Source organism: Methylobacter sp. (genome assembly GCF_030680395.1).
Taxonomy (GTDB): Bacteria; Pseudomonadota; Gammaproteobacteria; order Methylococcales; family Methylomonadaceae; genus Methylobacter_A.
The window spans coordinates 82,632-104,244 of the sequence record NZ_JAUXVR010000009.1 but is presented as its reverse complement, the minus strand read 5'-3'; the positions used below and the strand labels follow the sequence as shown (position 1 = coordinate 104,244).

20 protein-coding genes are annotated in these 21,613 nt (G+C 45.7%); all 20 read left to right on the top strand.

What is annotated here, in order from left to right:
- Positions 1-29: 29 nt before the first annotated feature.
- The 20 genes from Q8L79_RS05460 (at position 30) to Q8L79_RS05365 (ending at position 21,612) form a co-directional block, all read left to right on the top strand.
- The gene (locus Q8L79_RS05460; RefSeq protein ID WP_305268702.1) at positions 30-575 is read left to right on the top strand and encodes a hypothetical protein; all 546 of its coding nucleotides are present in this window, start codon (positions 30-32) and stop codon (positions 573-575) included.
- A 447-nt stretch (positions 576-1,022) separates the two neighbouring features.
- Positions 1,023-1,313 carry a cupin domain-containing protein gene (locus tag Q8L79_RS05455; RefSeq protein WP_305268699.1) on the top strand — a complete coding sequence of 97 codons (291 nt, stop codon included), beginning with the start codon at positions 1,023-1,025 and terminating at the stop codon, positions 1,311-1,313.
- Positions 1,314-2,138: 825 nt separating this feature from the next.
- Entirely contained in the window at positions 2,139-2,540 is a 402-nt protein-coding gene (locus tag Q8L79_RS05450; RefSeq protein ID WP_305268697.1) for a hypothetical protein, read from the top strand.
- 513 nt (positions 2,541-3,053) lie between these two features.
- The gene (locus Q8L79_RS05445) at positions 3,054-4,061 is read left to right on the top strand and encodes an outer membrane beta-barrel protein (RefSeq protein WP_305268694.1); all 1,008 of its coding nucleotides are present in this window, start codon (positions 3,054-3,056) and stop codon (positions 4,059-4,061) included.
- A 570-nt stretch (positions 4,062-4,631) separates the two neighbouring features.
- Entirely contained in the window at positions 4,632-5,186 is a 555-nt protein-coding gene (locus tag Q8L79_RS05440; protein ID WP_305268691.1) for an FxDxF family PEP-CTERM protein, read from the top strand.
- Positions 5,187-5,364: 178 nt separating this feature from the next.
- Complete coding sequence (locus tag Q8L79_RS05435; protein WP_305268688.1) at positions 5,365-6,810, top strand: undecaprenyl-phosphate glucose phosphotransferase; 1,446 nt, start codon at positions 5,365-5,367, stop codon at positions 6,808-6,810.
- 25 nt (positions 6,811-6,835) lie between these two features.
- On the top strand, positions 6,836-7,813 hold the full coding sequence (locus Q8L79_RS05430; protein ID WP_305268685.1) for an EpsD family peptidyl-prolyl cis-trans isomerase: 978 nt from the start codon (positions 6,836-6,838) through the stop codon (positions 7,811-7,813).
- 10 nt (positions 7,814-7,823) lie between these two features.
- Complete coding sequence (gene epsE, locus Q8L79_RS05425) at positions 7,824-8,630, top strand: polysaccharide export protein EpsE (RefSeq protein ID WP_305268682.1); 807 nt, start codon at positions 7,824-7,826, stop codon at positions 8,628-8,630.
- A 3-nt stretch (positions 8,631-8,633) separates the two neighbouring features.
- Positions 8,634-10,016 carry a chain length determinant protein EpsF gene (gene epsF, locus Q8L79_RS05420; protein ID WP_305268678.1) on the top strand — a complete coding sequence of 461 codons (1,383 nt, stop codon included), beginning with the start codon at positions 8,634-8,636 and terminating at the stop codon, positions 10,014-10,016.
- A 53-nt stretch (positions 10,017-10,069) separates the two neighbouring features.
- Entirely contained in the window at positions 10,070-10,945 is an 876-nt protein-coding gene (gene epsG / locus Q8L79_RS05415; RefSeq protein ID WP_305268675.1) for a chain length determinant protein tyrosine kinase EpsG, read from the top strand.
- 16 nt (positions 10,946-10,961) lie between these two features.
- On the top strand, positions 10,962-11,849 hold the full coding sequence (xrtB, locus tag Q8L79_RS05410; RefSeq protein ID WP_305268673.1) for an exosortase B: 888 nt from the start codon (positions 10,962-10,964) through the stop codon (positions 11,847-11,849).
- 19 nt (positions 11,850-11,868) lie between these two features.
- Positions 11,869-12,609 (top strand): exosortase-associated protein EpsI, B-type, encoded by a 741-nt coding sequence (gene epsI, locus Q8L79_RS05405; protein ID WP_305268671.1) that lies wholly within the window; start codon positions 11,869-11,871, stop codon positions 12,607-12,609.
- 96 nt (positions 12,610-12,705) lie between these two features.
- Complete coding sequence (locus Q8L79_RS05400) at positions 12,706-13,965, top strand: lipopolysaccharide biosynthesis protein (protein ID WP_305268670.1); 1,260 nt, start codon at positions 12,706-12,708, stop codon at positions 13,963-13,965.
- Positions 13,955-15,253 carry an O-antigen ligase gene (locus tag Q8L79_RS05395; RefSeq protein ID WP_305268667.1) on the top strand — a complete coding sequence of 433 codons (1,299 nt, stop codon included), beginning with the start codon at positions 13,955-13,957 and terminating at the stop codon, positions 15,251-15,253. The genes Q8L79_RS05400 and Q8L79_RS05395 overlap by 11 nt, the downstream gene beginning before the upstream one ends.
- A 45-nt stretch (positions 15,254-15,298) precedes the next feature.
- Positions 15,299-15,964, top strand: a complete 666-nt coding sequence (locus Q8L79_RS05390; RefSeq protein WP_305268665.1) for a hypothetical protein — start codon at positions 15,299-15,301, stop codon at positions 15,962-15,964.
- Between the two features lie 3 nt (positions 15,965-15,967).
- Positions 15,968-16,894 (top strand): glycosyltransferase family 2 protein, encoded by a 927-nt coding sequence (locus tag Q8L79_RS05385; protein WP_305268663.1) that lies wholly within the window; start codon positions 15,968-15,970, stop codon positions 16,892-16,894.
- Positions 16,895-16,969: 75 nt separating this feature from the next.
- Positions 16,970-18,280, top strand: coding sequence for a WecB/TagA/CpsF family glycosyltransferase (locus Q8L79_RS05380; protein ID WP_305268659.1), 1,311 nt, complete (start codon positions 16,970-16,972; stop codon positions 18,278-18,280).
- 55 nt (positions 18,281-18,335) lie between these two features.
- Entirely contained in the window at positions 18,336-19,292 is a 957-nt protein-coding gene (locus Q8L79_RS05375; RefSeq protein WP_305268656.1) for a glycosyltransferase family 2 protein, read from the top strand.
- A gap of 147 nt (positions 19,293-19,439) precedes the next feature.
- Positions 19,440-20,441 (top strand): glycoside hydrolase family 5 protein, encoded by a 1,002-nt coding sequence (locus Q8L79_RS05370; RefSeq protein WP_305268653.1) that lies wholly within the window; start codon positions 19,440-19,442, stop codon positions 20,439-20,441.
- Between the two features lie 58 nt (positions 20,442-20,499).
- The gene (locus Q8L79_RS05365) at positions 20,500-21,612 is read left to right on the top strand and encodes an acyltransferase (protein WP_305268650.1); all 1,113 of its coding nucleotides are present in this window, start codon (positions 20,500-20,502) and stop codon (positions 21,610-21,612) included.
- Position 21,613 lies beyond the last annotated feature (1 nt).

Below are 21,613 nucleotides of genomic sequence, written 5' to 3'. Positions count from 1 at the left end.
GAAATTTATAATTATTTAGGAGAAAAGTTATGGCTATCAAAAAAAACATATACGGCCTAAATATGTTGATTATTTTAGCGCTCGCATCGATCTTCGTCGTTTCAATGCTGCAAACAGCAAACGCCAATGTTTGGCCTTCAGCAGGTTCCATGGAATTGATTAATTCTTCCTGTTCCGCCGGCTCCGGGCAATACCAGGAACTCAGCCAATTAAAGAAAGAAATTACCGCTGCCGACACACTCAGCCATGCGCGTAAAATGGCGCTTGCCCCCACTGACGAAGCCATTCAAGCCCTCAAAAATGCTCGAAGTATAGTGCCATTCAGCGATGATTTGCGTTCCGCCGAAACACGTCTTAGTGATGCCCGCTCACGTATACTCGTGGCATCTTCCCAAGCACAAGTAGCCGATGAATTTTCCGGCATGATGTTAGCGGGGCTTGATGACGATAGTGCAGCGCGGGTAAGCGCCGGTAATGTGGGTTGCAATTACTCTACAGGTGAGGTTATTGCAATCGTGGTCGGTTTGATTCTGGGGATTATCCCTGGCCTGATTTTACTGGTAGTACTTTGTTGACCCGCTTTGGACAAGAGCCATCTATGATGCGCTTTGTTGGCGGCTGGTTATGCTGCACGTTATCTTGTTTTTAAAATACAAATTTGTCTGATTGCTCAGGGTCAAAAGCGGAAGTTTACATTTCGTCTGTTCAAATGCGCACAGGCACATATAAAGGTTAAGCTTTAGAATCTCGGATTGAATTTTATCGCTTCTTCACGATGCTCCGGTGCCAGGTGAGCATAGCGCATAGTCATTAACAGACTGTCATGTCTAAAAAATAGCGTTGAATTTTCCATATTAAACGCCGGCTTTGCCAGCCGGTTAAGCAGCCGCTGTTATTAAAACAATAAGATAGCAATAATTACCGATAAATATTGACGTTCTTTATGGGCAAGTTTTCAGCGCTTTTTGACAGGCCTGATGCTAGAATTGTTGTTTTAACAAGTTTAATTTTTTAGGAAGAATATGAGCAAAATTACCATCGAACACAATCCAAGTGAAGAACGATTAAAAGAGCTGGGTGTTGCCAACTGGGAAATATGGGAAAAAGAAATTTCAAAATTCCCAATAGATTTTGATGAAACTGAATGCGCCTATGTGCTGGATGGCGAGATTTTGGTAACTCCAGCCGGTGGCGAGCCGGTACGAATTCTGCCCGGTGATCTGGTGTCTTTCCACGCAGGGTTGGACAGTCAATGGGAAGTGGTCAAGCCATTGCGCAAGCATTACAGTTATGATTATCCCAAGGGCATTTAGCCGATGAATGCACTTCGTGATAGCAGCTATAGTGTTTGATGGGACAGTCGTCTGGAATAAAAAAACCATAAGTTGAATTTAACCTGACAGGTACTTCTCATAAACCGGTAGCTGTCAGGTTAAGTCTGAGCTGATTTATTTTATCGAAGCATCTTTATTTTTACACAAAGCCTGCTTAGCTTTTCGACCTTCAGGCAGTTGCGCCCGTGGTGCTAATCGGTGGCAACCAATGCATATAGACTTCCATCCTCCCTATATAGCGTATAGCATCATTAACAAAGCCGTACTTAAAACCCGCCCGGAGTGGTTTTTTTATGGCCTGAATTTCGTCTGGAGTCTTAGAATAGCGAGAACTCTTTGCCGTTATCTGCGGTCATTGTTAATGTCTTATCCGGATTATTCTGATCTTCATCTAATTTTAATGAAATCCGCTGGTTTCCTCTCATCTTGCTTCTGTAGTCTTTACCCAAACATTGCGGCCCAGAAAAATGCCGGTCGCGATTGCGATAATTTGTGCCAAATGCAAAATAATTTTGAATTTTAAAAACAGTATGACATCCATAACGTTACTTCATAAGGCTCCAGCTTTTCAGTTCGGAGCAATACAGACCTCAAAAAATCATAGATAAATCTGACTGCCTATAAGACAATGGTTTTAACCATTATTAGTGACTAATCAATGCGCGGACCAAAACCAGATATCCGGCAAATTGATAAGTGCAGATGACTCTGCACGAGATTTTAAGGCGATGGGGGGCAGATGTTGAACTGCCGAAAAATATCAACTTTAGATCGATACTTATTAATAAACAGAGCGAGTTAAGCATGGATATCGGTATTTACAAGTTAACTCAAGCTGATATTGATAATGCTGCAGAGTTTATAAGTTACTTGGTTGATGAGTACGGCAATTTTGCAGTGGGAGATTATGTCGTTAAGGACTGTGATCTTGAGCGGAATAGCAAAAAACATTTCTTTGTCGGTAAAGGCGTTATTACTGGCTGGCTTGACGACCTTAAATCAGAATTAAATGAAAAACAACATAGAGCGTGGTTCATAGAAGGTACTGCTGATGAAGGACTCTGGGATGAAGAAATTAGATTGCTCAAACAAGACATTAAAAGGTATGAGCTTGCTTTAAAAAAAATGGCAAAGCATCAATCTGAAAAGAAAGCTTTGAAGTACTGGGATGTAAAAGGGCTTAATATTTTTCAGTGTTTGCGTTAGTCAATTAATTACAAACAATATTAATGATCCTTTATAAGCTTTTGCCGGCATATGAGGGAGATCTTTATAGCGGTTATTCTTCAATCCTAATCCTTCCCTTGAGTGTGTTTGAGCGGTCAAGATATTCCGTTTACTGAATATTTTATCGCAAAACTTACACGTTAAAGCCTTAGGCAGGCAGAAGCTGATTATCTGTATAGCTGTTGGAGACCTTTTTAGCGGTTATCCGTCACCCTAATCTTTCCAGTTAGTATGTCCGAACTGTCAAAACATTCCGTTTACTTAATAAATGAGGTTCTATTGCAAAGTTTATCCGTTAAAACTCTAGCCAGGAATAAACTGAATAGCTGGGGCCGATTCTTGTTATGGATGCAGTTACTGTTATTTATATACTCGCCATCTGCCTGGTCAGTAGCCGATGCAGGTGATTTGTTACAACCGTTTGTGAGTGAGTCGCTAACTTATGACAATAACCTGTTTAGGCTTTCAGAAGATAGGCCTCCGGGAGCCCAGATGAAAACGGGTGATTTTATCAACAAAGCTTCGATTGGCGGCCGTATACACAAGGCTTTAAGTCGTCAGATATTTGATCTGGATCTGCAGGTGGATGACAACCGCTACGCGGCCAACAATCAGCTTGATAATGTGTCTACAAAAGACAGTGCCGTTTGGCTATGGCAGGTCGACCACGACTGGTCCGGCAGACTGGGGGCGGAATACAGCAGGTCGCTGGCAGGTTTTGAAAATACACAGTTTTTTTCGCTCGATCTTTTGGATAGGCCTGCATATTATTTTGATATTCGCTATCAATTGAACTCGAACATACGCTTTGATGCGGGTTGGCGAAAGTCAGATACAAGCCATAGTGCCGCTGCGCGGCAAAATCAAAATATCGAGTCCCAGACTAGTCATGGCGGTGTTACATTTTTAACATCAAAAGGCAATTCCCTGGGCGTTGAATATGCGCATACTGATGCACGGTTTCCCCTCAGACAGTTGAGTTTTGGTGAGGGAGCTGTGGATATTGCCTATCAGGAGAATTTAGCCAGAGCTTTATTTAAATATGATTACTCGCCCAAGCTTCATTTTGAAGGTCAGGCCGGGTATTTAATGCGAAGCCATCCGAATTTGCCCCAGACAGATTATCAGGGAGAAATCTGGCGTATTGGTATGAACTGGATGCCTACGGCTAAAACAGTAGTCGCTGTTTCAACGTGGCACGAGTTAGCGGCTTTTACTGAGCTGGCTTCAAATTATTATATCTCTGAAGGGGTGAGTTTTACACCCAGCTGGAATATTACTAACAAAATCGTACTGTCAGGACAAGCGCGCATGGAAACCCAGAATCACTCCGGAGTGCGCAAAGACGAACTGTTTTCGTCGCAAGTCAACGTTAGCTACACACCGGTTCATTGTGCAGAACTTAATCTGGCTTACCAGTTTTATCAACGTGATAGTAATCGCCAATCTTATTCTTATGCCGGTGATAGCATTACTGCAACTGTTAGACTTAAATTTTGAGCGCGTCATAGACTGCCTGGTTCTGAAATTATTCTTATCTTCATCTAATTTTAATGAAATACACAGGTTTCCCCTCATCTTGCTTCTGTATTCTTTACCTGAAGTCAGGCAACCTGCGCGAAATGTCAGTAGCAATGACTTTGGGAATGAATGGTTTTTTGCCGTTCATTATTGAGTACACAAACTAAGTATATTAACGGCTATACCGCTCGTTAATTTTTTATAAGTCCTCATACAGTTCGCTTTGCTTTGCCAATTGAAATTCTTAATGTGCCAAACCTGAACACGACGACAAAACGACCTGCTGTGGTTGATTGGGTTTTGAGAAATTTATTGTGTCCTGCTTGGAAGCGGATTTTATTTGTTAGATTGAAATACAAGATTAATCGTGAACTTACCAGCTATAAAGCTGCGCTCGCTCTAGCAATAGTGCAGTAGTTTGGGTATTAGATAATAAGCTTTTAATCCGTAAGCTGCGGATGGCTAATAAAAGAAGCCGGATTAAGTATTAAAAAATACGCCTTTTGAAAATATGATTTTTTGTTAATTACGATAAGTGGAAATTTGATTATGAAAATATTGCCGTTACTGGCTTTTTTGGGAACGATGTTTGTTAGTACAGGGGCTTCAGCAAATGCACTGTATTTAAACCAACCCCTCAGCTCATTCAACGCAACTGTAGGTACAAGTGCGTTCGAGGATTATTGGACTTTTAATTTGGGAGGAGTTAACAATATTAGCGGTCAAATAAATAATCAAAACTATACGCTTTCTGTACCTTCTGGTTCTTTTGTGATCCAAGACATCCAGAATTTATCCCTTAAGTTGTATTCCACAATGCTGGGATCGTCGACGTTCAACCCACTGAATTATAGATCTGTTTCAGGAGATTTGAATCCGGCGGCAACGGCAGTGACTTTTAATTCCTTGGCTTCCGGCAGTTACGCTTTAAAAGTTACCGGTATTGGGGACGGTCTAGTAGGCGGTCGTTATTCCGGTTCTTTAGCGGTTGCTCCAGTGCCGGAATCCGAAACATGGATTTTGTTGGTGATTGGAATCGTCCTGCTAGGCTTGCAACTGCGTCGTAAAAACATAAGTCAAAACCCTATGTTTATTTCTGCCTGATTAACAATCTGCTTATCGGTTTTCAAGGTTCTTAATCCGCACATTTTTAAAAAAATAGCACTTACCGATACGCCGCCATGTTCGACTACGTGGCATATGCTGAGGCCGTCTCATACGATTATGGTGCGGAAACCTCAAATACAACTGAATTCTAAAAGAAATTACATTAGTAAAATGTATGGACGCAAAAACAGATATGACAAGATTGGCTTCTAAATCCGGCATCCAAAGCGGAAGCTTGATAGCGTTGGGCAGGCCAGTGCTGTTTATTATAAAGAACCTGCTGTATCCCATTAGCATCGTTAGCCTGTTAGCTGGCAGCTTTATGTATTGGCAAAGGCCATTGTCAGGCGTTTTTTTGTTGATGATGGTCGTGGTTTTTTTTGCCTCCATCCATTTTATGGATGGAGTCTGTATTTATCGGGTAGAGAATCGGTTTCCCTGGCTACGCAGTTTCCTGGATATTTTACTGCGCTGGTTGCTAATGTTGATGGTTCTCTGGTTCATTTTTGAACTATCCGGTTTCGGTTACTTGGTTTTCGAACCGGGAATTCAAGTCTGGGGTGTTGTCACGCCTTTTGCGCTCTTTTTAATACAAATTACTGTGCTTTTATTGCTGGGTTTCTTTTTAAAACATAAATCCGGAAAACGTAAGGCGGTAATTGTCGGGCTGGATGTCCTGGGCTTGCAACTGGTTAAAAACAGTCGAATGGATAGATTTTCCGACCTTGATTTTTTGGGTTTTTTTGAAAACAGAAGCCTTGACAGGGTTTTTGTACCGGATGGTGAAAAAATTTTGGGTACTATTAAAATGCTGCCTGAATTTGTCCGTCGGAACGGGGTGCATGTGGTGTTCATTACGTTGCCAATGGCTAATCAGCCGCGAATCATAGAATTATTGGATGCCATGCGCGACTCTACCGCATCAATTTATTTCGTACCCGATTTGTTTATTGCCGATCTGATTCAGGCACGTTTCGATCAAGTCTGCAATGTGCCTGTCGTTGCTGTGTGTGAAACTCCGTTTTATGGTTTGCGGAGTCTCCAGAAACGGTTGAGTGACATTGTTATTGCTTTGTTGTTGATGATTCCCCTTATTCCGGTGTTTATTTTAATTGCTATAGGTATCAAGCTGAGTTCTCCAGGTGCGGTGCTATTCAAACAGCGACGTTATGGCTTGAATGGCGAAGAAATCTGGGTTTATAAATTTCGCTCTATGACTGTTTCTGAAAATAGCGGTGTTATTGAACAAGCCAAACGTAATGATGCGCGAATTACTCGTTTTGGCGGTTTTTTACGCAGAACCTCACTGGATGAGCTGCCCCAATTCATTAATGTCTTGCAGGGACGAATGAGCATCGTTGGCCCTAGACCCCATGCCGTTTCTCACAACGAACTTTATCGGCAACTCATAAAAGGTTACATGATTCGCCACAAAGTAAAACCCGGTATCACCGGTTGGGCGCAAATCAACGGTTTTCGGGGCGAAACCGATAGTCTGGATAAGATGGCCGCGCGGATTGAATATGATCTCGACTACTTACGGAACTGGTCTTTTGGGCTGGATTTGCAAATTATATTGCGGACCGTAGGGGTCTTGCTGGGTGACAAAAATGCATATTAACTCGACAAAGGGGACCAAAGAATTAATGAGTGGAATTTATTTTGAACGTGTTGATAAAAGAGTTGTTGCCAGAAATCTGGCTAACAGTGTTTTAGCGTTATCTATGTTGGCCGCGGCTGGCTGTGGTAAGGACTTAACCGAAAAACAGTCTACTCAAGTGGCTGCCAAGGTCAATGATTCTGAAATCACCATACACCAAGTCAATGAAGTGATAAAAGCTTCAGGCGTCAGTGGTTCGGCAGACGGTGCCTCGCGTAAAGCACTGGACAGTTTGATCGGTCAGGAATTGTTAGTTCAAAAAGCCCTTTCAAACCAACTGGATCGCGATCCGGATACGATGATGACGCTAGAGAATGCCCAGCGGGAAATACTCTCACAATCTTATGTACAGCGCCACGTGCTGAATCCTGCCCCGGTTAGCGCTCAAGCCAAGCAGGAGTATTATCAGCAACATCCGGATCTTTTTGCCAAACGACGCATTTATCAATTCCAACTTTTTAATCTGGAAACGCCAAAACTTGATCCTGCTCTTAATGTGTCACTAGGTCAGGCTTCAACAGTTGAACACGTCAGAGAGTTGCTTAAACAATATCAAATCAAGTTTCTGGAAGAAACGGTGACCAAGTCTGCTGAACAGTTGCCTTTGGAAATGCTAAGTACTTTTGCCAATGCTAAAGTCGGCGATATCCTCATTGTGCCTCAAACGCAGTCAAAACAATTGTTGATGCAGGTGATCAATTTCGCTGAGCATCCGATTAGTCTGGAGCAGGCGCAAGTTCAGATTGAAAAGTTTCTTGTCAATACACGTAACAAACAAATACTGGACGAGCACCTTAAACAGCTACATGCGGCGGCGACCATTGTGTATCAGGGAGATTTTGCCGAACAGGATAAAACCATTGCGTCCGCACAAGCAGAACAGCAAGCCGCGCCTCCTTCCGACACCAAACCAGAACGCGATAAACAAAAAATTCTGGAACAAGGTTTGTCCCAAATTAAATAAGAGTCCTTCTATGATGAATATGAGATTTTTGCTTACAGTAATCGTATTGTTTCGGCTTAGCGTGTTCGAAATGGCTTGGTCGGATGAAATTAATAAAGATTACCGCTTGGGTTCCGGGGATGTTATTAAAATCAGTGTTTATGAATACCCCGATTTAACAACGGAGATACGCGTCAGTGAGACGGGCAATATAAGTTTTCCATTGCTCGGCGAGGTAAGTCTTGGCGGAAAAACAGTCGCCGAAGCGGAACGATTGATTACCCGGCGACTGAACGATGGTGATTTTATTAAAGCGCCCCAAGTCACCCTCGTGGTCACCCAGTTTGTAAGCCAGAAAGTCAATGTATTGGGCCTGGTTAATAAACCCGGTATTTATCCGCTTGAAGTATCCGGTCATGTCATCGATTTGCTGGCTCAGGCGGGTGGTATTACCGAAGTGCCTCCAGCGGCTGATTTCGCTACGTTATTGCATAGTAACGGCAGCAAGGTAACTATAGATTTGAACGCATTGCTGGCAGGAGATCGCACACAAAATTACGCCGTTACCAATGGCGATGTCATCGTTGTGCCGCGTGCGCCTATGTTTTATATCTACGGTGAAGTACAACGGCCCGGTTCTTATAAATTGGCAAAAAACATGTCCATTGCCCAGGCAATTTCGGCAGGAGGCGGCTTAACACCCAAAGGCGCGGAAAGCTGGCCGGCGCCTATTGTTAAACGCCGCGATGCAGAAGGTAAAGAACAGGAGATAGATGTGGAAGACTTTAGCTTATTACAGGCGGATGATGTGTTGTACGTAAAAGAAAGTTGGTTGTAAGTCATGAGATTTAACCAATTACTATTGATTCTTAGAGCGCACAAAAATATTTTATTGTTGACTGTGGCTATAACTCTTTTGATTGCCTTGACGGTCAGCCTGTTTTTACCGAAACGCTATATTGCAACCGTGTCTGTGGTTACCGATAGTAAAAATGCCGATCCATTAACCGGCCTTACACTATCTTCACAGGTAATATCACAATTAATACCCGGTTATATGGCGACACAGGTTGATATTATTTCCAGTCATGCTGTCGCCTTGCGGGTGGTTGATCAGTTACACCTGACCGATATTGCTCAGGTTAAGGAGCAATATATAGAAGCCACAAATGAGGAAGGTACCATTCGGGATTGGCTGGCCGACGCTTTACTAAAAAGCCTGGATGTTAAACCTTCAAGAGAAAGCAGCATAATCCACATAAATTACACCAGTGAGGAACCGCAATTTGCCGCTACATTGGCTAATGCTTTTGGCGATGCTTACATTCAAACCGTGCTGGACCTTAAAGTTGAGCCGGCAAAACGCCAGAATGAATGGTTTGAAGGACAGACTCTGAACTTGAGAAAAGATGTCCAGGCGGCGCAGGAAAAACTCTCCACAGCGCAACGTGAACATGGCATTGTTGCAGCTGATAGTCAAAGGCTGGATTTAGAGAGTGCCCGGCTGGCGGAGATTTCCAGTCAACTGGTTGTTGTTCAGGCGCAAGTTTACGATAGCCAAACCCGGTTAAGGCAAATGGCTCAGGCGACCGTAAAAAAACATTTGCAGGAGCTGCCTGATCTTTTAGGCAACACATTGCTGCAAAGCATGAAGTCGGATGTTGTAAAAGCGGGGGCTAAATTAGCCGAACTTAGCGAGCGCTATGGAAAAAAACATCCTCAATATCAAAGCGCTGCCGCGGAACTGGCTTCATTGCGCACAAAAATGGAAGTAGAGATCAATAATGCCATCGGATCGGTAAGGCAAGCGGCAGAAATTGACCAACACAGAGCACAAGAACTGCAAAAAGCGATGGAAAATCAAAAACAACGCATTTTTAATTTAAAACAACAAAGAGACGTGCTTGATGTGCTTACCAAAGAAGTCGAGAACGCACAAAATGCTTATGATGCGGCTTCGCAACGTGCAGGCCAGGTGCATTTAGAAAGCCAGATCGATCAAAGTAATATCGCGGTCCTTAATCCGGCCGTTCCCCCGTTAAAACCAGCCAGTCCAAAAACCCGGCTAAATTTGCTGTTGTCGCTCTTTCTAGGCACTTTTCTGGGTACAGGTTTTGCGCTGCTCGCGGAACTGTTTGATCGGCGTTTGCGTACAACGGAAGATATTTCTGAAGGACTAGGCTTGGTTGTATTGGGAGAAATACCCGTCATGAGTAACCCTTAAACAGGGCTAGCCTTGTTCCTACTAAAAGCCAGATGAATTTTGGAAAATTTAATATGAATAGCGTAGTTGAAAATATCCTGGACAGACCTTTCATGCCGCCGGTTGATACCAAAATCGGCAAATTGCTGGTTGCGTCAGGTAAGTTGACGGAACAAAGCATTGAACAAATTTCACAAGTGCAGCGCGAATATCATTTGCGTTTCGGCGAAGCAGCTCTTCGCCTTGGCTTGCTTAAAGAAGATGATATTTTACGCGCGCTTGCCCGTCAGTTCGATTACTCTTGCTTGCAGGTTGATAACGAGAGCGGTTTAAGTTCGGAGCTGTTTGCCGCTTATCAGCCAAATAGCAGTCAGTGCGAAGCTTTGCGCGCCCTGCGTAGCCAACTTATGCTGCGCTGGTTTGGCGGACATAGAAAAGCGCTGGCTTTAATAAGCACCCAGCATGAAGATGGAAGCAGCCAGCTTGCTGCCAACTTGGCCATTGAAATTTCGCAGTTGGGTGAGCGAACCTTGCTGATAGATGCCAACTTACGTAACCCTAACCAACACCAGCTATTCGGATTGGACAATCAACTGGGATTATCCAGTGTACTGGCAGGCCGCATTCATTATTCCGATGCCATCACACCTGTTAAACCCTTTGCCAATCTCTCAATTCTCTGTGCCGGGGCTTTACCGCCTAATCCCCAAGAGCTTCTCAGTCGCACAAGTTTTAGCCAGATGCTGGAAGCCGTCGGGCAAAAATACGACAGCATTATTTGTGATACTCCGCCCGCATTGGACAATGCCGATGCACAAATTGTTGCAGCACGGGCCGGCTGTTGCGTTCTGGTTGTTCGTCGTGACCAAACCCGGATGGCCGATGCATTACGGGTTAAAAGCCAGCTTTTCACCACCGGAGCAGAACTGCTCGGCGTGGTAATGAACTAAGCGGAAACTATCGGTGATGACCTCTGTATCAGAATGGTGTCGAGATTGCGGCATTAAAATGGCTTGGCCGGTGCTGTTAGGTTTGGCGGTTTTATATGTGCCGACTTTTTACGACCTGGCCTGCGGCCTCTGGAACAAAGAAGAGCAGGGGCATGGACCTTTTATATTGGCGGTAACGGTTTACTTGTTTTGGCAAAAGCGTCGTTTATTCATCGCATCGACTAACACCAGTAATTTATGGTCAGGCAGTCTGGTATTGCTATCAGGACTGTTGTTTTACGCAGTGGGTCGTTCCCAGGAAATCTTGATATTTGAAATCGGTTCTATCATTTTTGTGGTGGGGGGCAGCCTACTTATTACCGTAGGAATTGATGCGGTTAAGCAGGTATTATTTCCTCTGTTATTTGTCGTCTTTATGATTCCCCTGCCTGGATTTCTGGTTGATGAAATCACTGGACCATTAAAGCAGATAATATCCTTGATAGCGGAACAGATCCTTTATTGGGCTGGATACCCCATTGCCCGGGTCGGTGTATCTTTGCTGATCGGTAAGTATCAGCTTTTGGTTGCCGATGCCTGCTCAGGATTACACACGCTATTTTCATTATCAGCCGTAGGCTTGCTCTATCAGCACCTGAGCGCCTACAAAAACTGGAAACACCGCCTGTTTTTGTTTTTGAGCATTATACCGGTCGCCTTCTTTGCCAACGTGGTGCGGGTTATTTTACTGGTCCTGATAACTTACCATTTAGGCGATGAAGCGGGGCAAGGGGTTCTGCATAACGCGGCTGGAATTATTATGTTTACAGTGGCAATGCTGGTGTTTTTTAGCCTGGACAGCTTGCTGAGAAAAATATTTCCAGAGCCGGTTTTTGTGCCGCCAAGCCTGACAACCAAGATTTAAGCCTGGCGCAAAGATCACCATGGAAATCAGACACTCTCAATTGCCGGTCACAAGCACTCGACCGTTCCAGCTTAGAGCTTTAACTATGTTGATGTTGATGCTGTTGACGGCGTACGTTGCTGTGCTCTTAAAGCCGGTGCAAAAAATAGCGGAACAACAAACGCAAATTAACCTGGAAACTATGTTTCCCAAGCAATTTGGCCATTGGCGAGAGGACGACAGCTTGATATATCCGTTAGTGAATCCCGTCAGGCAGTCCTTGATAAATAAACTTTATAGTCAGACCCTGTCGCGGGCTTATATCGACGATGAAGGCAGGCGAATCATGCTGTCGATTGCTTATGGAAATGATCAAAGCGACATGATGCAGGTCCACAAGCCCGAAGTCTGTTACAGCGCTCAAGGGTTTCAGATACTAAAGAACGTGGCCGGTATTTTTAATACGGGTTTTGGAACTGTTCCGGTCAAACGGATGTTGGCAATTCAAGGCGCTAGAGTCGAGCCAGTCACCTATTGGATAACAATAGGGGACACAATGACTATCAACAGTCGTCAATGGAAACTGGCACAATTGAAATACGGCCTGACCGGGAAAGTCCCCGATGGCATGGTTTTCCGGGTTTCCAGTCTGGGCGATGAGGCTGTGGCTTATCCGGCGCAGGAAGATTTCATCAAGGCGCTTTTGAAGGCGCTATCCCCTGAAAATCGGAAACGCCTGATTGGCAGTACTTTTTATAACAGCAATGAAGCCTATGAATGAAATGGTAATGCAGATGCAGCATAACATTCTCCCCGTATCCTGGAGCGCTGGTTGTCGGCCGGTTAATGCTCAGAGAAAGGTCGGCGGGGTCTGGTTTTGAAAAAGCGCGTTGCAATTTCAATTGTGGATCAAGGCTTGGTTTCAGCATTCAACTTTGCATTGAACTTGGTTCTTATCAAAGCATGGAGTCCACAGGAATACGGCAAGTTCGGGATTATCCTGTCGGTGGGATTTTTACTGGTCGGCATTCAGAATGCCATGGTGAATACGCCCGCCTCTGTAATGCTGCCTACCGTAACATCCGGAGTAAGAAAAAAGCAGCTTCGGACATTATTTTCAGTCGTCAATATTTTGATTTGCATTGTCGCGTTTTTGAGCAGTTTTTTGTTCGCCATATTCCCGGAGTTAGACTGGGGCATGCCAACAATTACTGCAATTGGATTTTATTTGGCTACCAGTTTATTTCGGGAATATCTTCGAAATCGGGCCATAGTGGTTGGCAGGCTCAAATCGGTATTAATCGATGATGGATTTTTTGCGATTATGGCTGCTGCCGAGTTTGTTTATGCGTATCTGTATCTTGAACCTCATGCGTTTTCTCTTTCATTTTGTTTGAATGCACTGGCTTTAGCAAACCTGATGGTTATGCTGCCTTCTTTCATAGGCGAAATACGCAGTATCCTGCAAAGTCCGTGGCAAACATGTAAGGAACTGTATCCCGGAGTATGGAAAGAAGCTTCCTGGAGCTTGATAGGCGTTGCAACAACGGAGGCTCAGAACCGAGGCTATGTTTTTGTCGTTGGAGCAATCTTTGGCACAGCAGCCGTTGGGAATATCCAGGCGGGACGCGTTTTTTTCGGGCCGCTTAATCTGGTTGCTTCCGCGTGGAGTCGTGTTGCCAGGCCGCATCTTTCCGTATTGGCAGAAGAAAGCAATTCGGGTCAGTTTTTCCGTTTACTGGGCATATCTGTACTCAGCTTCATCGTATTGAATATTGCTTTCTCGACCGCGCTATGGTTCGCATGGCCTTTTCTGAATCAGCACTTTTTTGGCGATAAATATTCCGGTGTGGTCTTAACGGTCATGCTGTGGGCGCTTGCTACGCTGCTTTTTCAAATACGCTCCGTCTGCGGGGTGGGAGTGCAGGCCTGCCGGAAGTTCAAACAGCTTGCGCTAACGACAATCATAGGGGCTGTCGCTTCAATGGGGGTGCTCCTGGGTGTGTGTTTGGCTGGCGTGCCGGAGTGGGCCGTAACATCAGTCATTGCCGGTGAAGCCGTTGCGGCGGCCGGTATATTTTATATCTTGGCGCGAACCAGGTTCACGAACGTAAGCAAGGATTCTCATGACAAATAAATTGAACAACGGGAATCTCCTGGAAGACAGCCTAAAAAATATTCCTAGTGCGATTGTGTCATGGATTGCTCCGCTGGCGTTTGCCTATGCGTTGATTATCGCGCCGTTGCTGATGTTCTCCGCGACAGCGGAGACTGAGTTTGGCTCGGGCATTAATCAGACTGTATCTGAGGGAACCGCGAGCAATAAGATCGTGTGGCTTGTGCTGACAGGAATGGTTGGTTACTTTTGGGCGAACACAGGTAACAAGGAGCTGAGAAGAGCGCGCTTGCATATCTTCTTGCTGTTTGCGTATCTGCTGCTGGAGATAGTTAGCGCTTTTTGGAGCGATGTGCCGGCAATCAGTCTGCGACGCTCAATGCAACAGGCATTATTGTTATTTTGTGTGGTTGCCCCCTTTATCATGGTTGTTGACCGGCAACAGATACTCGACAAAGTATGCTGGATTTTTGCCGCTGTGATCATAATCAACGTGCTCATACTGCCGTTATTGGGTGTCCCGGACTTTGGCTATCGTGGCATCTATTCCCAGAAGAATGGTTTGGGCCAGATTGTTACAACGGGCTTCTTTTTTATCGTCTATGCATCTGCCCGGCATCAAGGCCGTTTGCGCTGGATATTTGCCGCTCTGGCGCTACTGGCAGTTGGTTTGTGCGTTGTGAGCCATTCTAAAACCTCTATAGGTTTGATGATTGTCACCCCTCTGCTTGCGGGATTGATCGTCAGCCTATCCAGGATACAAGACTCGCTGGCGCGCACTATTGCAGTCGTCATGTGTTTAACCTTTGCTGTAGCGGTTGTAGCGGCCTCATTGCTCATTCCATTCGGCATCAGCGACATATCGGAACTCATTTTTCACGATACCACATTCACCGGACGCACCAAGATCTGGGCATTTGCCGGCTATTACATTAATCAGGCGCCATTTGTCGGCTACGGTTTCGGCTCTTTCTGGGGCGTCGGAGACGCAGCGCGAGCATTAGGCCAGGGTTTTATTGCCGGTCTGTTACAAGCCCATAACGGTTACGTTGACGTTGTATTGGAGATGGGCTATGTCGGCCTTTTATTAGTAGCGGTCCTGACTATCGGTTTGTTCCTGAGCATCCTGCGCTTGGCGCGGCATGACGGGCTTACAGGTCTGCTGCTATTGACCTGTTTGTTGTTTGTATTGCTGAACAACACGATGGAATCGAGTCTGTTCCGCAGCTACGTCCCACTCTGGATGGTGTTTTTGTTATGTTGCGGCATAACTTGGCGTGAGCCTGCCGTTGAGCAGGCAAAGTCTTAATTTAGGTTACTACCTGATATTGTTAATGAAAACCAGGAGAAGAAATTGAAAAAAATAGTGCTTGCAGCGTTAATCTCTGCCATGCCGTTAGCGGGTTTACGGCGGTGGTTTTATCGCGTCTTGATGGGATACGAAATTCCGGCTTCATCCAAAACAGGCTTTCTTACTGTCATAGCGGTATCGAGTTTCCGATTGGGAGAGCAGGTTAATATCGGAATGCTTAATTTGTTCAAAGGGCCGATTGATGTGCGAATCGGCGATAGCGCCAGGATTGGAAAATGCAACCGCTTTACCTGCTCTTGGCATATTACCCAGGATCGGTTCAAGGGACGTCATTACACGCCTCGTTTGACGCTGGGCGCTCGTTCTTTAGTGCTGGACGAGCATTTCTTCGACGTTTATGGCGAGATTTCTATCGGTGAAGGCAGCTGGATTGCCGGTCATGGCAGTCAGTTTTGGACCCATGGCTTGAGCGTTGAAGATAGAGATATCCGCATTGGCGATAATAACTACATCGGCTCTGCGGTGCGCTTTTCTCCGGGTACATCCATAGGGAACAATAATATTGTTGCGCTCGGATCGGTCGTCCTTTCTAAACTTGTGTGCGATAGCAGTCTCATTTCCGGATTTCCCGCGAAACCTTTCCGGTCCATTGAGGAAGATTTGAAAAAGGGCAAGTATCGGTTCAGCTTTGATGATTGGAAAGATTGATTTATGGATGACCAATTGAGTATTGGAAAACCGCGTGCGCTGAGTGTGACGGTCTGCATCGCCAGCATAGGGCGGCCGTCGCTATTGATTGCGCTGCGTTCCATTGCCGCTTGTCGCGTACCGGTGGATACGACAATCGATGTTGTCATTGCCGATGACAGCGCAAATGGCGCTGTCGGCCTAATGCTGGCCGGGGAAACCGGTTGGCCGTTTGCTATTCGGGTCGTTATTTCCGCGGCCGGCAATATCTCTGTTGCACGTAATGCGTGTCTTAATGCGGCAAATGGCGATTATCTGGCTTTCATTGACGACGACGAGTGGGCCGATGCCGATTGGCTGGTCAATTTCATTAAGCAGGCCGAAGATTCTGGGGCCGATGCTATTTTTGGGCCCATTGATGCAATGTTTCCTGACACGGCTCCCAACTGGGTCTGTAAGGCAGCGCCCTTTGTAAAGAGAGTGGGCTTGCACGGTAGTCAAGTCAATACGGGTTCAACATGCAATGCGATAGTCCGTCGGGAAAGTATTGAACGGCTTGGCTTACGATTTCGGGAAGAGTTTGGCCGGTCGGGTGGAGAGGATACGGATTTTTTTGCAAGGCTTCATGCTTCCGGTGCGGTATTGCTGGCATCTGAAAACGCCAAGCTGTATGAAGCCGTTCCGCCGGAACGCTTGCGTATCGGTCATTTATATAGGCGATACATGCGAGGCGGCCAGACCTACGCCAGCATTATCATTGCGCGGACCTCTTTTTCCTCGCGCATTCAAACTTACCTGATGGCCTTGATCAAGATACCGGTTTTTCTGGCATTTACGGCGGTTTGCTTGCCATTTCGTAAAGATCTGGCGCTTAAATGCGCATTCAAGTTTTGGCTGAATACTGGAAAATTTCGTCATGCCCTTGGCTTGCAAATGTTCAGGCTGTATTAGTTTTTACACTCAGTCACAGGATTTTGACTTGCGCATATTGGGACAGCAGTGCGATCGCAATATTAAAGAGATGTTATGAATAAAAATACCCTGCTAGTGAATGATAAACAAACCGGGCCCGATTCGTTTGCGGTTAAAAGCCGCGGAGTCTTGAATTTAGAGGTTGCCGTGATGATGCGTGAGGAAGTTTTAGCCCGGCTTGAGTCCAGGCTCAAACAGAGAGTTCCGGTGCTTGAGGAACAAACCAGCACGGATTCGCTTTCGGTTGAAAGCCGTGGCGTCTTGAATTTAGATACTGCGGTGATTACGTGCGGAGAAGTTTTAGCTCAGCTTGAATCAATACTCAAGCAGAGGATTCCGATGATTGAGGATCAACCCAGCCCTGATTCGCGCCGTGGCGTCTTGGATTTAGATGCTGCCGTAATTACGTGTGGGGAAGTTTTAACCCGGCTTGAGTCCAAGCTCAAACAGAGAGTTCCGGTGCTTGAGGAACAAACCAGTCCTGATTCGCTTTCGGTTGAAAGCCGTGAAGTCATCGATTTAGATGCTGCCGTGATCATGTGTGGGGAAGTTTTAGCTCAGCTTGAGTCAATACTCAAGCAGAGGATTCCGGTGCTTGAGGAACAAACCAGCCCTGATTCGCTTTCGGTTGAAGGCTGTGAAATCTTTGGATTAAATGTTAGCGCGATGACGCGCGAGGAAGCTTTAGCCCTGCTTGAGTCCAGACTCAAGCAGAAGATTCCGGTGCGATTGGCTTTTTTGAATGCCAATCTTGCAAATGTTGCCTATGAAGATACCCGGCTTCGAAACATGCTCAACCGGTTTTTACTGCTTAACGATGGATCGGGCATCAACTTGGCCAGCAAACTGCTTTATCGGCAAGCGTTTCCAGACAACCTTAACGGTACCGATTTCACTCCCTATTTTCTCGATCATTGCCACACGCCTTTACGTATTTTTCTACTGGGCGCTAACGCAGATGTGGCTAGCCGTTGTGCAGATGTTTTCGCTAAGCGTTGGCTTCATCACACTATAGTCGGCTATCAACACGGATTTTTTTCCAAAGCGGAAGAAAGGCAGGTTATAGACAGGATAAGGGCAGCTAAGCCTACTCTTGTTCTTGTTGCAATGGGCAATGGCTTGCAGGAACGCTGGATCGAACGATTGGTGCCGGAAGTTACATTGTCTGCATGGGGGGTTGGAGCGCTCTTTGATTTCCTTTGTAGCGAAGTTCACCGGGCACCGGTTTGGATGCGCCGGCTGGGTATTGAATGGGTATACAGGTTGTTGCGGGAACCTGGAAGAATGTGGCGGAGATACGTGTTGGGTAATCCAAAATTTATTGTACGTGTGTTGCGAGAGGTTGGATTAAGGGTTGTCGGATGATAGTCACAAAAAATGACGTCATACCGTACTGGATAAATATTGAAAATGAGGATTTATGATTAATGTCGCTGTAATTATCATCACTTATCGTCGCCCGCAGGGCTTGATTCGAGTTCTGGAAGGTTTGGATCGACAGCAATGCCACGATCAGGCACGCAGTTTCCGAGTGACGGCCATCGTTGTCGATAATGACAAGGAATGTTCGGCTAAAGCCAGTATAGGACGGTTCCAATCAGGCAGTACGTTGGACGTTCATTATATCTCCGAGCCGGCGCAAGGCATTCCCATTGCACGCAATACCGGCATTGCTGCGGTGCCGGATGACGCCGAGTTCTTTTGCTTCATCGATGATGATGAGTGGCCGGGCGATACCTGGATTGACGAATTGCTGAAAACGCAACGCGCGACGGGTGCAGATTGTGTGCTTGGCGCGGTCATTCCTGTCTACCCGGAAGCTGCGCCGCAGTGGTTAGTTAAAAGTCGAGTCTTTGATAGCTGGCAATTTGCCGACCAAGCGCAGTTGAGAGAGGCGGCTACGAATAATGTATTGATTTCGCGTGCATTTATTCGCAAGACACGGCATTGTTTTGACGAGCGTATGCGAATGACGGGAGGTTCCGACTTTATGTTTTTCCGTAAGGCTGTTGCTTTGGGCATGCGTATCGTATGGTCGGCCGGTGCGCCTGTGTACGAAGAGGTTCCTATGAGCCGTTTGAAAATGAGGTGGATTGTTCAGCGTCAGTATCGGTTAGGAAATACTTTTTCAGTGACTGAGCTGCTCGACGGAACACCGCTGAGCTTGGCTAAACTGGTTGCGGTGAAAGGCTTTATGCGGATAGGCTTTGGGGTTGCTATGTTGCCGGGGTTACTTTTTTCATCCTATTACGGGATGCGCGCGATGACTCATATCCTTCGTGGTGCCGGTACTGTTGCCGGTGCCTTCGGTCATGCGCATCAGGAGTATTCGCCGGTAAATGTAGCGCTGGATCGTTCAGAACAGCCTTCGAAATAATAGGCACGAGGGGGTAGCGACCTTGTCAGTTACTTCTGAATGAGCTGTTAAATCAGGTCTGGGAGTTGCCCGATGAATAGATGACATCTAAAAAATAGTATGCCTTACCTTAATTAAATATAACGAATTTATTCGGGAGTTAGTGACATGTTCAAAGTGATCATATTTATTCTAATCCAGGCTTATTGGCTCTGTTCTACAGCAGCCATGGCTGCGGAATGCGCATTGCCGGAGCGTGGTATCAATCTGGCAGGCGCCGAGTTTGGCCCCGGCCGGATTCCAGGCAAAGTAAACTACGATTACAGATTTCCCACGGCGGCCAAGATTCAGTATTACGACGAAGCCAGGTTTAACGCGATTCGTTTGCCTTTCATTTGGGAGCGGCTCCAGCCTGTGCTGTACGGCGCACTGGACCCAGCCTATCTGGCCCTGATCATCAAGTTTCTGGACGATGCATCCTTGCAGAATCAGCATGTGCTGCTGGATTTACATAACTATGGCCGTTACCGTGGAAATATTGTCGGTACAGAGGCTGTTCCAGCGAAGGCATTTCGCGACGTGTGGAAACGGCTGGCGCAGGCAGTGGGCAATCACCGTGCATTACTTGCCTATGGACTGATGAATGAGCCTCACGATACCGGGGGGCGTTGGCACCAGGTGGCTCAAGCCGGTGTCGATGGCGTCAGGATGATCGACCCCTCCCATTATATTTATGTGGCAGGTGATGGCTGGAGTAATGCTCACCGCTGGCCTAGCGTTAATCCCACCCCTTTTGTTACCGATCCCAGCGGGCTGGTGGTATACGAAGCCCATGTCTATTTTGATGCTGATTACTCCGGCCGTTATTTGACCTCTCTTGATGATACCGTTAATTTGCCGCTGCTGGTAGAAAAGCGTTTGCAACCTTTTATCGATTGGCTCGCAAAATATGGGCAGCGTGGTGTGATCGGCGAGTGGGGCGTACCTGGGAATGATCCAAGGTGGCTGCTGGCGCTGGATAAATTTTTGGATGTGGCTGACCAGAATTGTTTGGGTTGGTTTTATTGGGCCGGCGGAATGTGGTGGTCAGATGCCTATGTGCTGTCGCTAGAGCCGATTAATGGTGTTGACCGGCCCCAGATGCAACAAATTCGCCAAAGATTGCAGTGAAAAAATTGAATGATTCTAGTCTGTTACTACTGTTTCATTAAATATTTTTAGGGCCGTTATGAGTAATATTTTAATTCAACACGAAATGAATAAACCGCTGGGAGGTGTCAATAAAGCAGCTCCACATTATGCGTCACTGGACCTATTGAGGGGCGTTGCGGCAATTTGCGTCCTTCTTTATCACACGGACTTTCTTTTTGATGCCAGAGGAGTCATTCTGCCAAAAGCCTATTTATGCGTGGATTTTTTCTTTGCTCTTAGTGGCTTTGTGATTGCGGCTAATTATTCATTAGAGGCCAGACCTAAAATATTATTCAGGCAGTTTTTAATCGCCCGGTTAGCGCGCTTATGGCCCCTGTTAGCGGCCTCAGTATCCATTGGTTTTTTTGTGATGGGGGCAAAGCTGTATCAAGACTTTCACTATCTTGATACGCTTCCTCTCATTGGATCGGTGGCTTTTAACGCTTTAATGCTGCCCAGTTTTTTTCAGCCTTATTCGATTGACAGGCTCTATATTTTTAATGGTGCGGCTTGGTCAATATTTTTTGAGTTGATGATTAATATTGTTTATTTTGTTTTTTTTCGTAGATTGCTAAATAAATATTTGCTTATTGTACTGTTGGTTTCGTGGTGCGCTTTGTTTTGGAGTGCATTTTCAAACCACGGTCTGGACGTTGGCTGGTCGAGCCAAAACTTTATTTACGGTTTTGCACGGGTGTTTTACTCCTTTATTCTCGGATTAGTGATTTTTAGCGGCAGAGTATTCGAGCGATTTAGGGTTTCAGCCTTTTGGCTGGTTTCGATGGCGATTTTGTTTGTTTTTACGCTGCAATTCGACTTGGGATGGATTTACGACCTCGTCATTATCACGCTTGTTTTTCCAGTGATTCTTATCGTTAGCGTTAACTCTAACGTTGTCGGCAAGACTAAAGCAATCGCTCAATTTATCGGCGATATATCTTACTCTGTCTATCTTTTGCAAACGCCATCTATTGTTTTATTCTCCGGTTTGTCCGTGGTTTTTTGGGGCGCAAAGATTGGCGTATTTACTCCGACTGCAGGGTATGTTTTTTTAATGTTATTTATTCCGTGCTGCTATTTTTGCTGGCGATTTTTTGAAATGCCATCCCAATGGGCTATCAAGGCGGTTTTTATCAACGCAAGGAAATAAG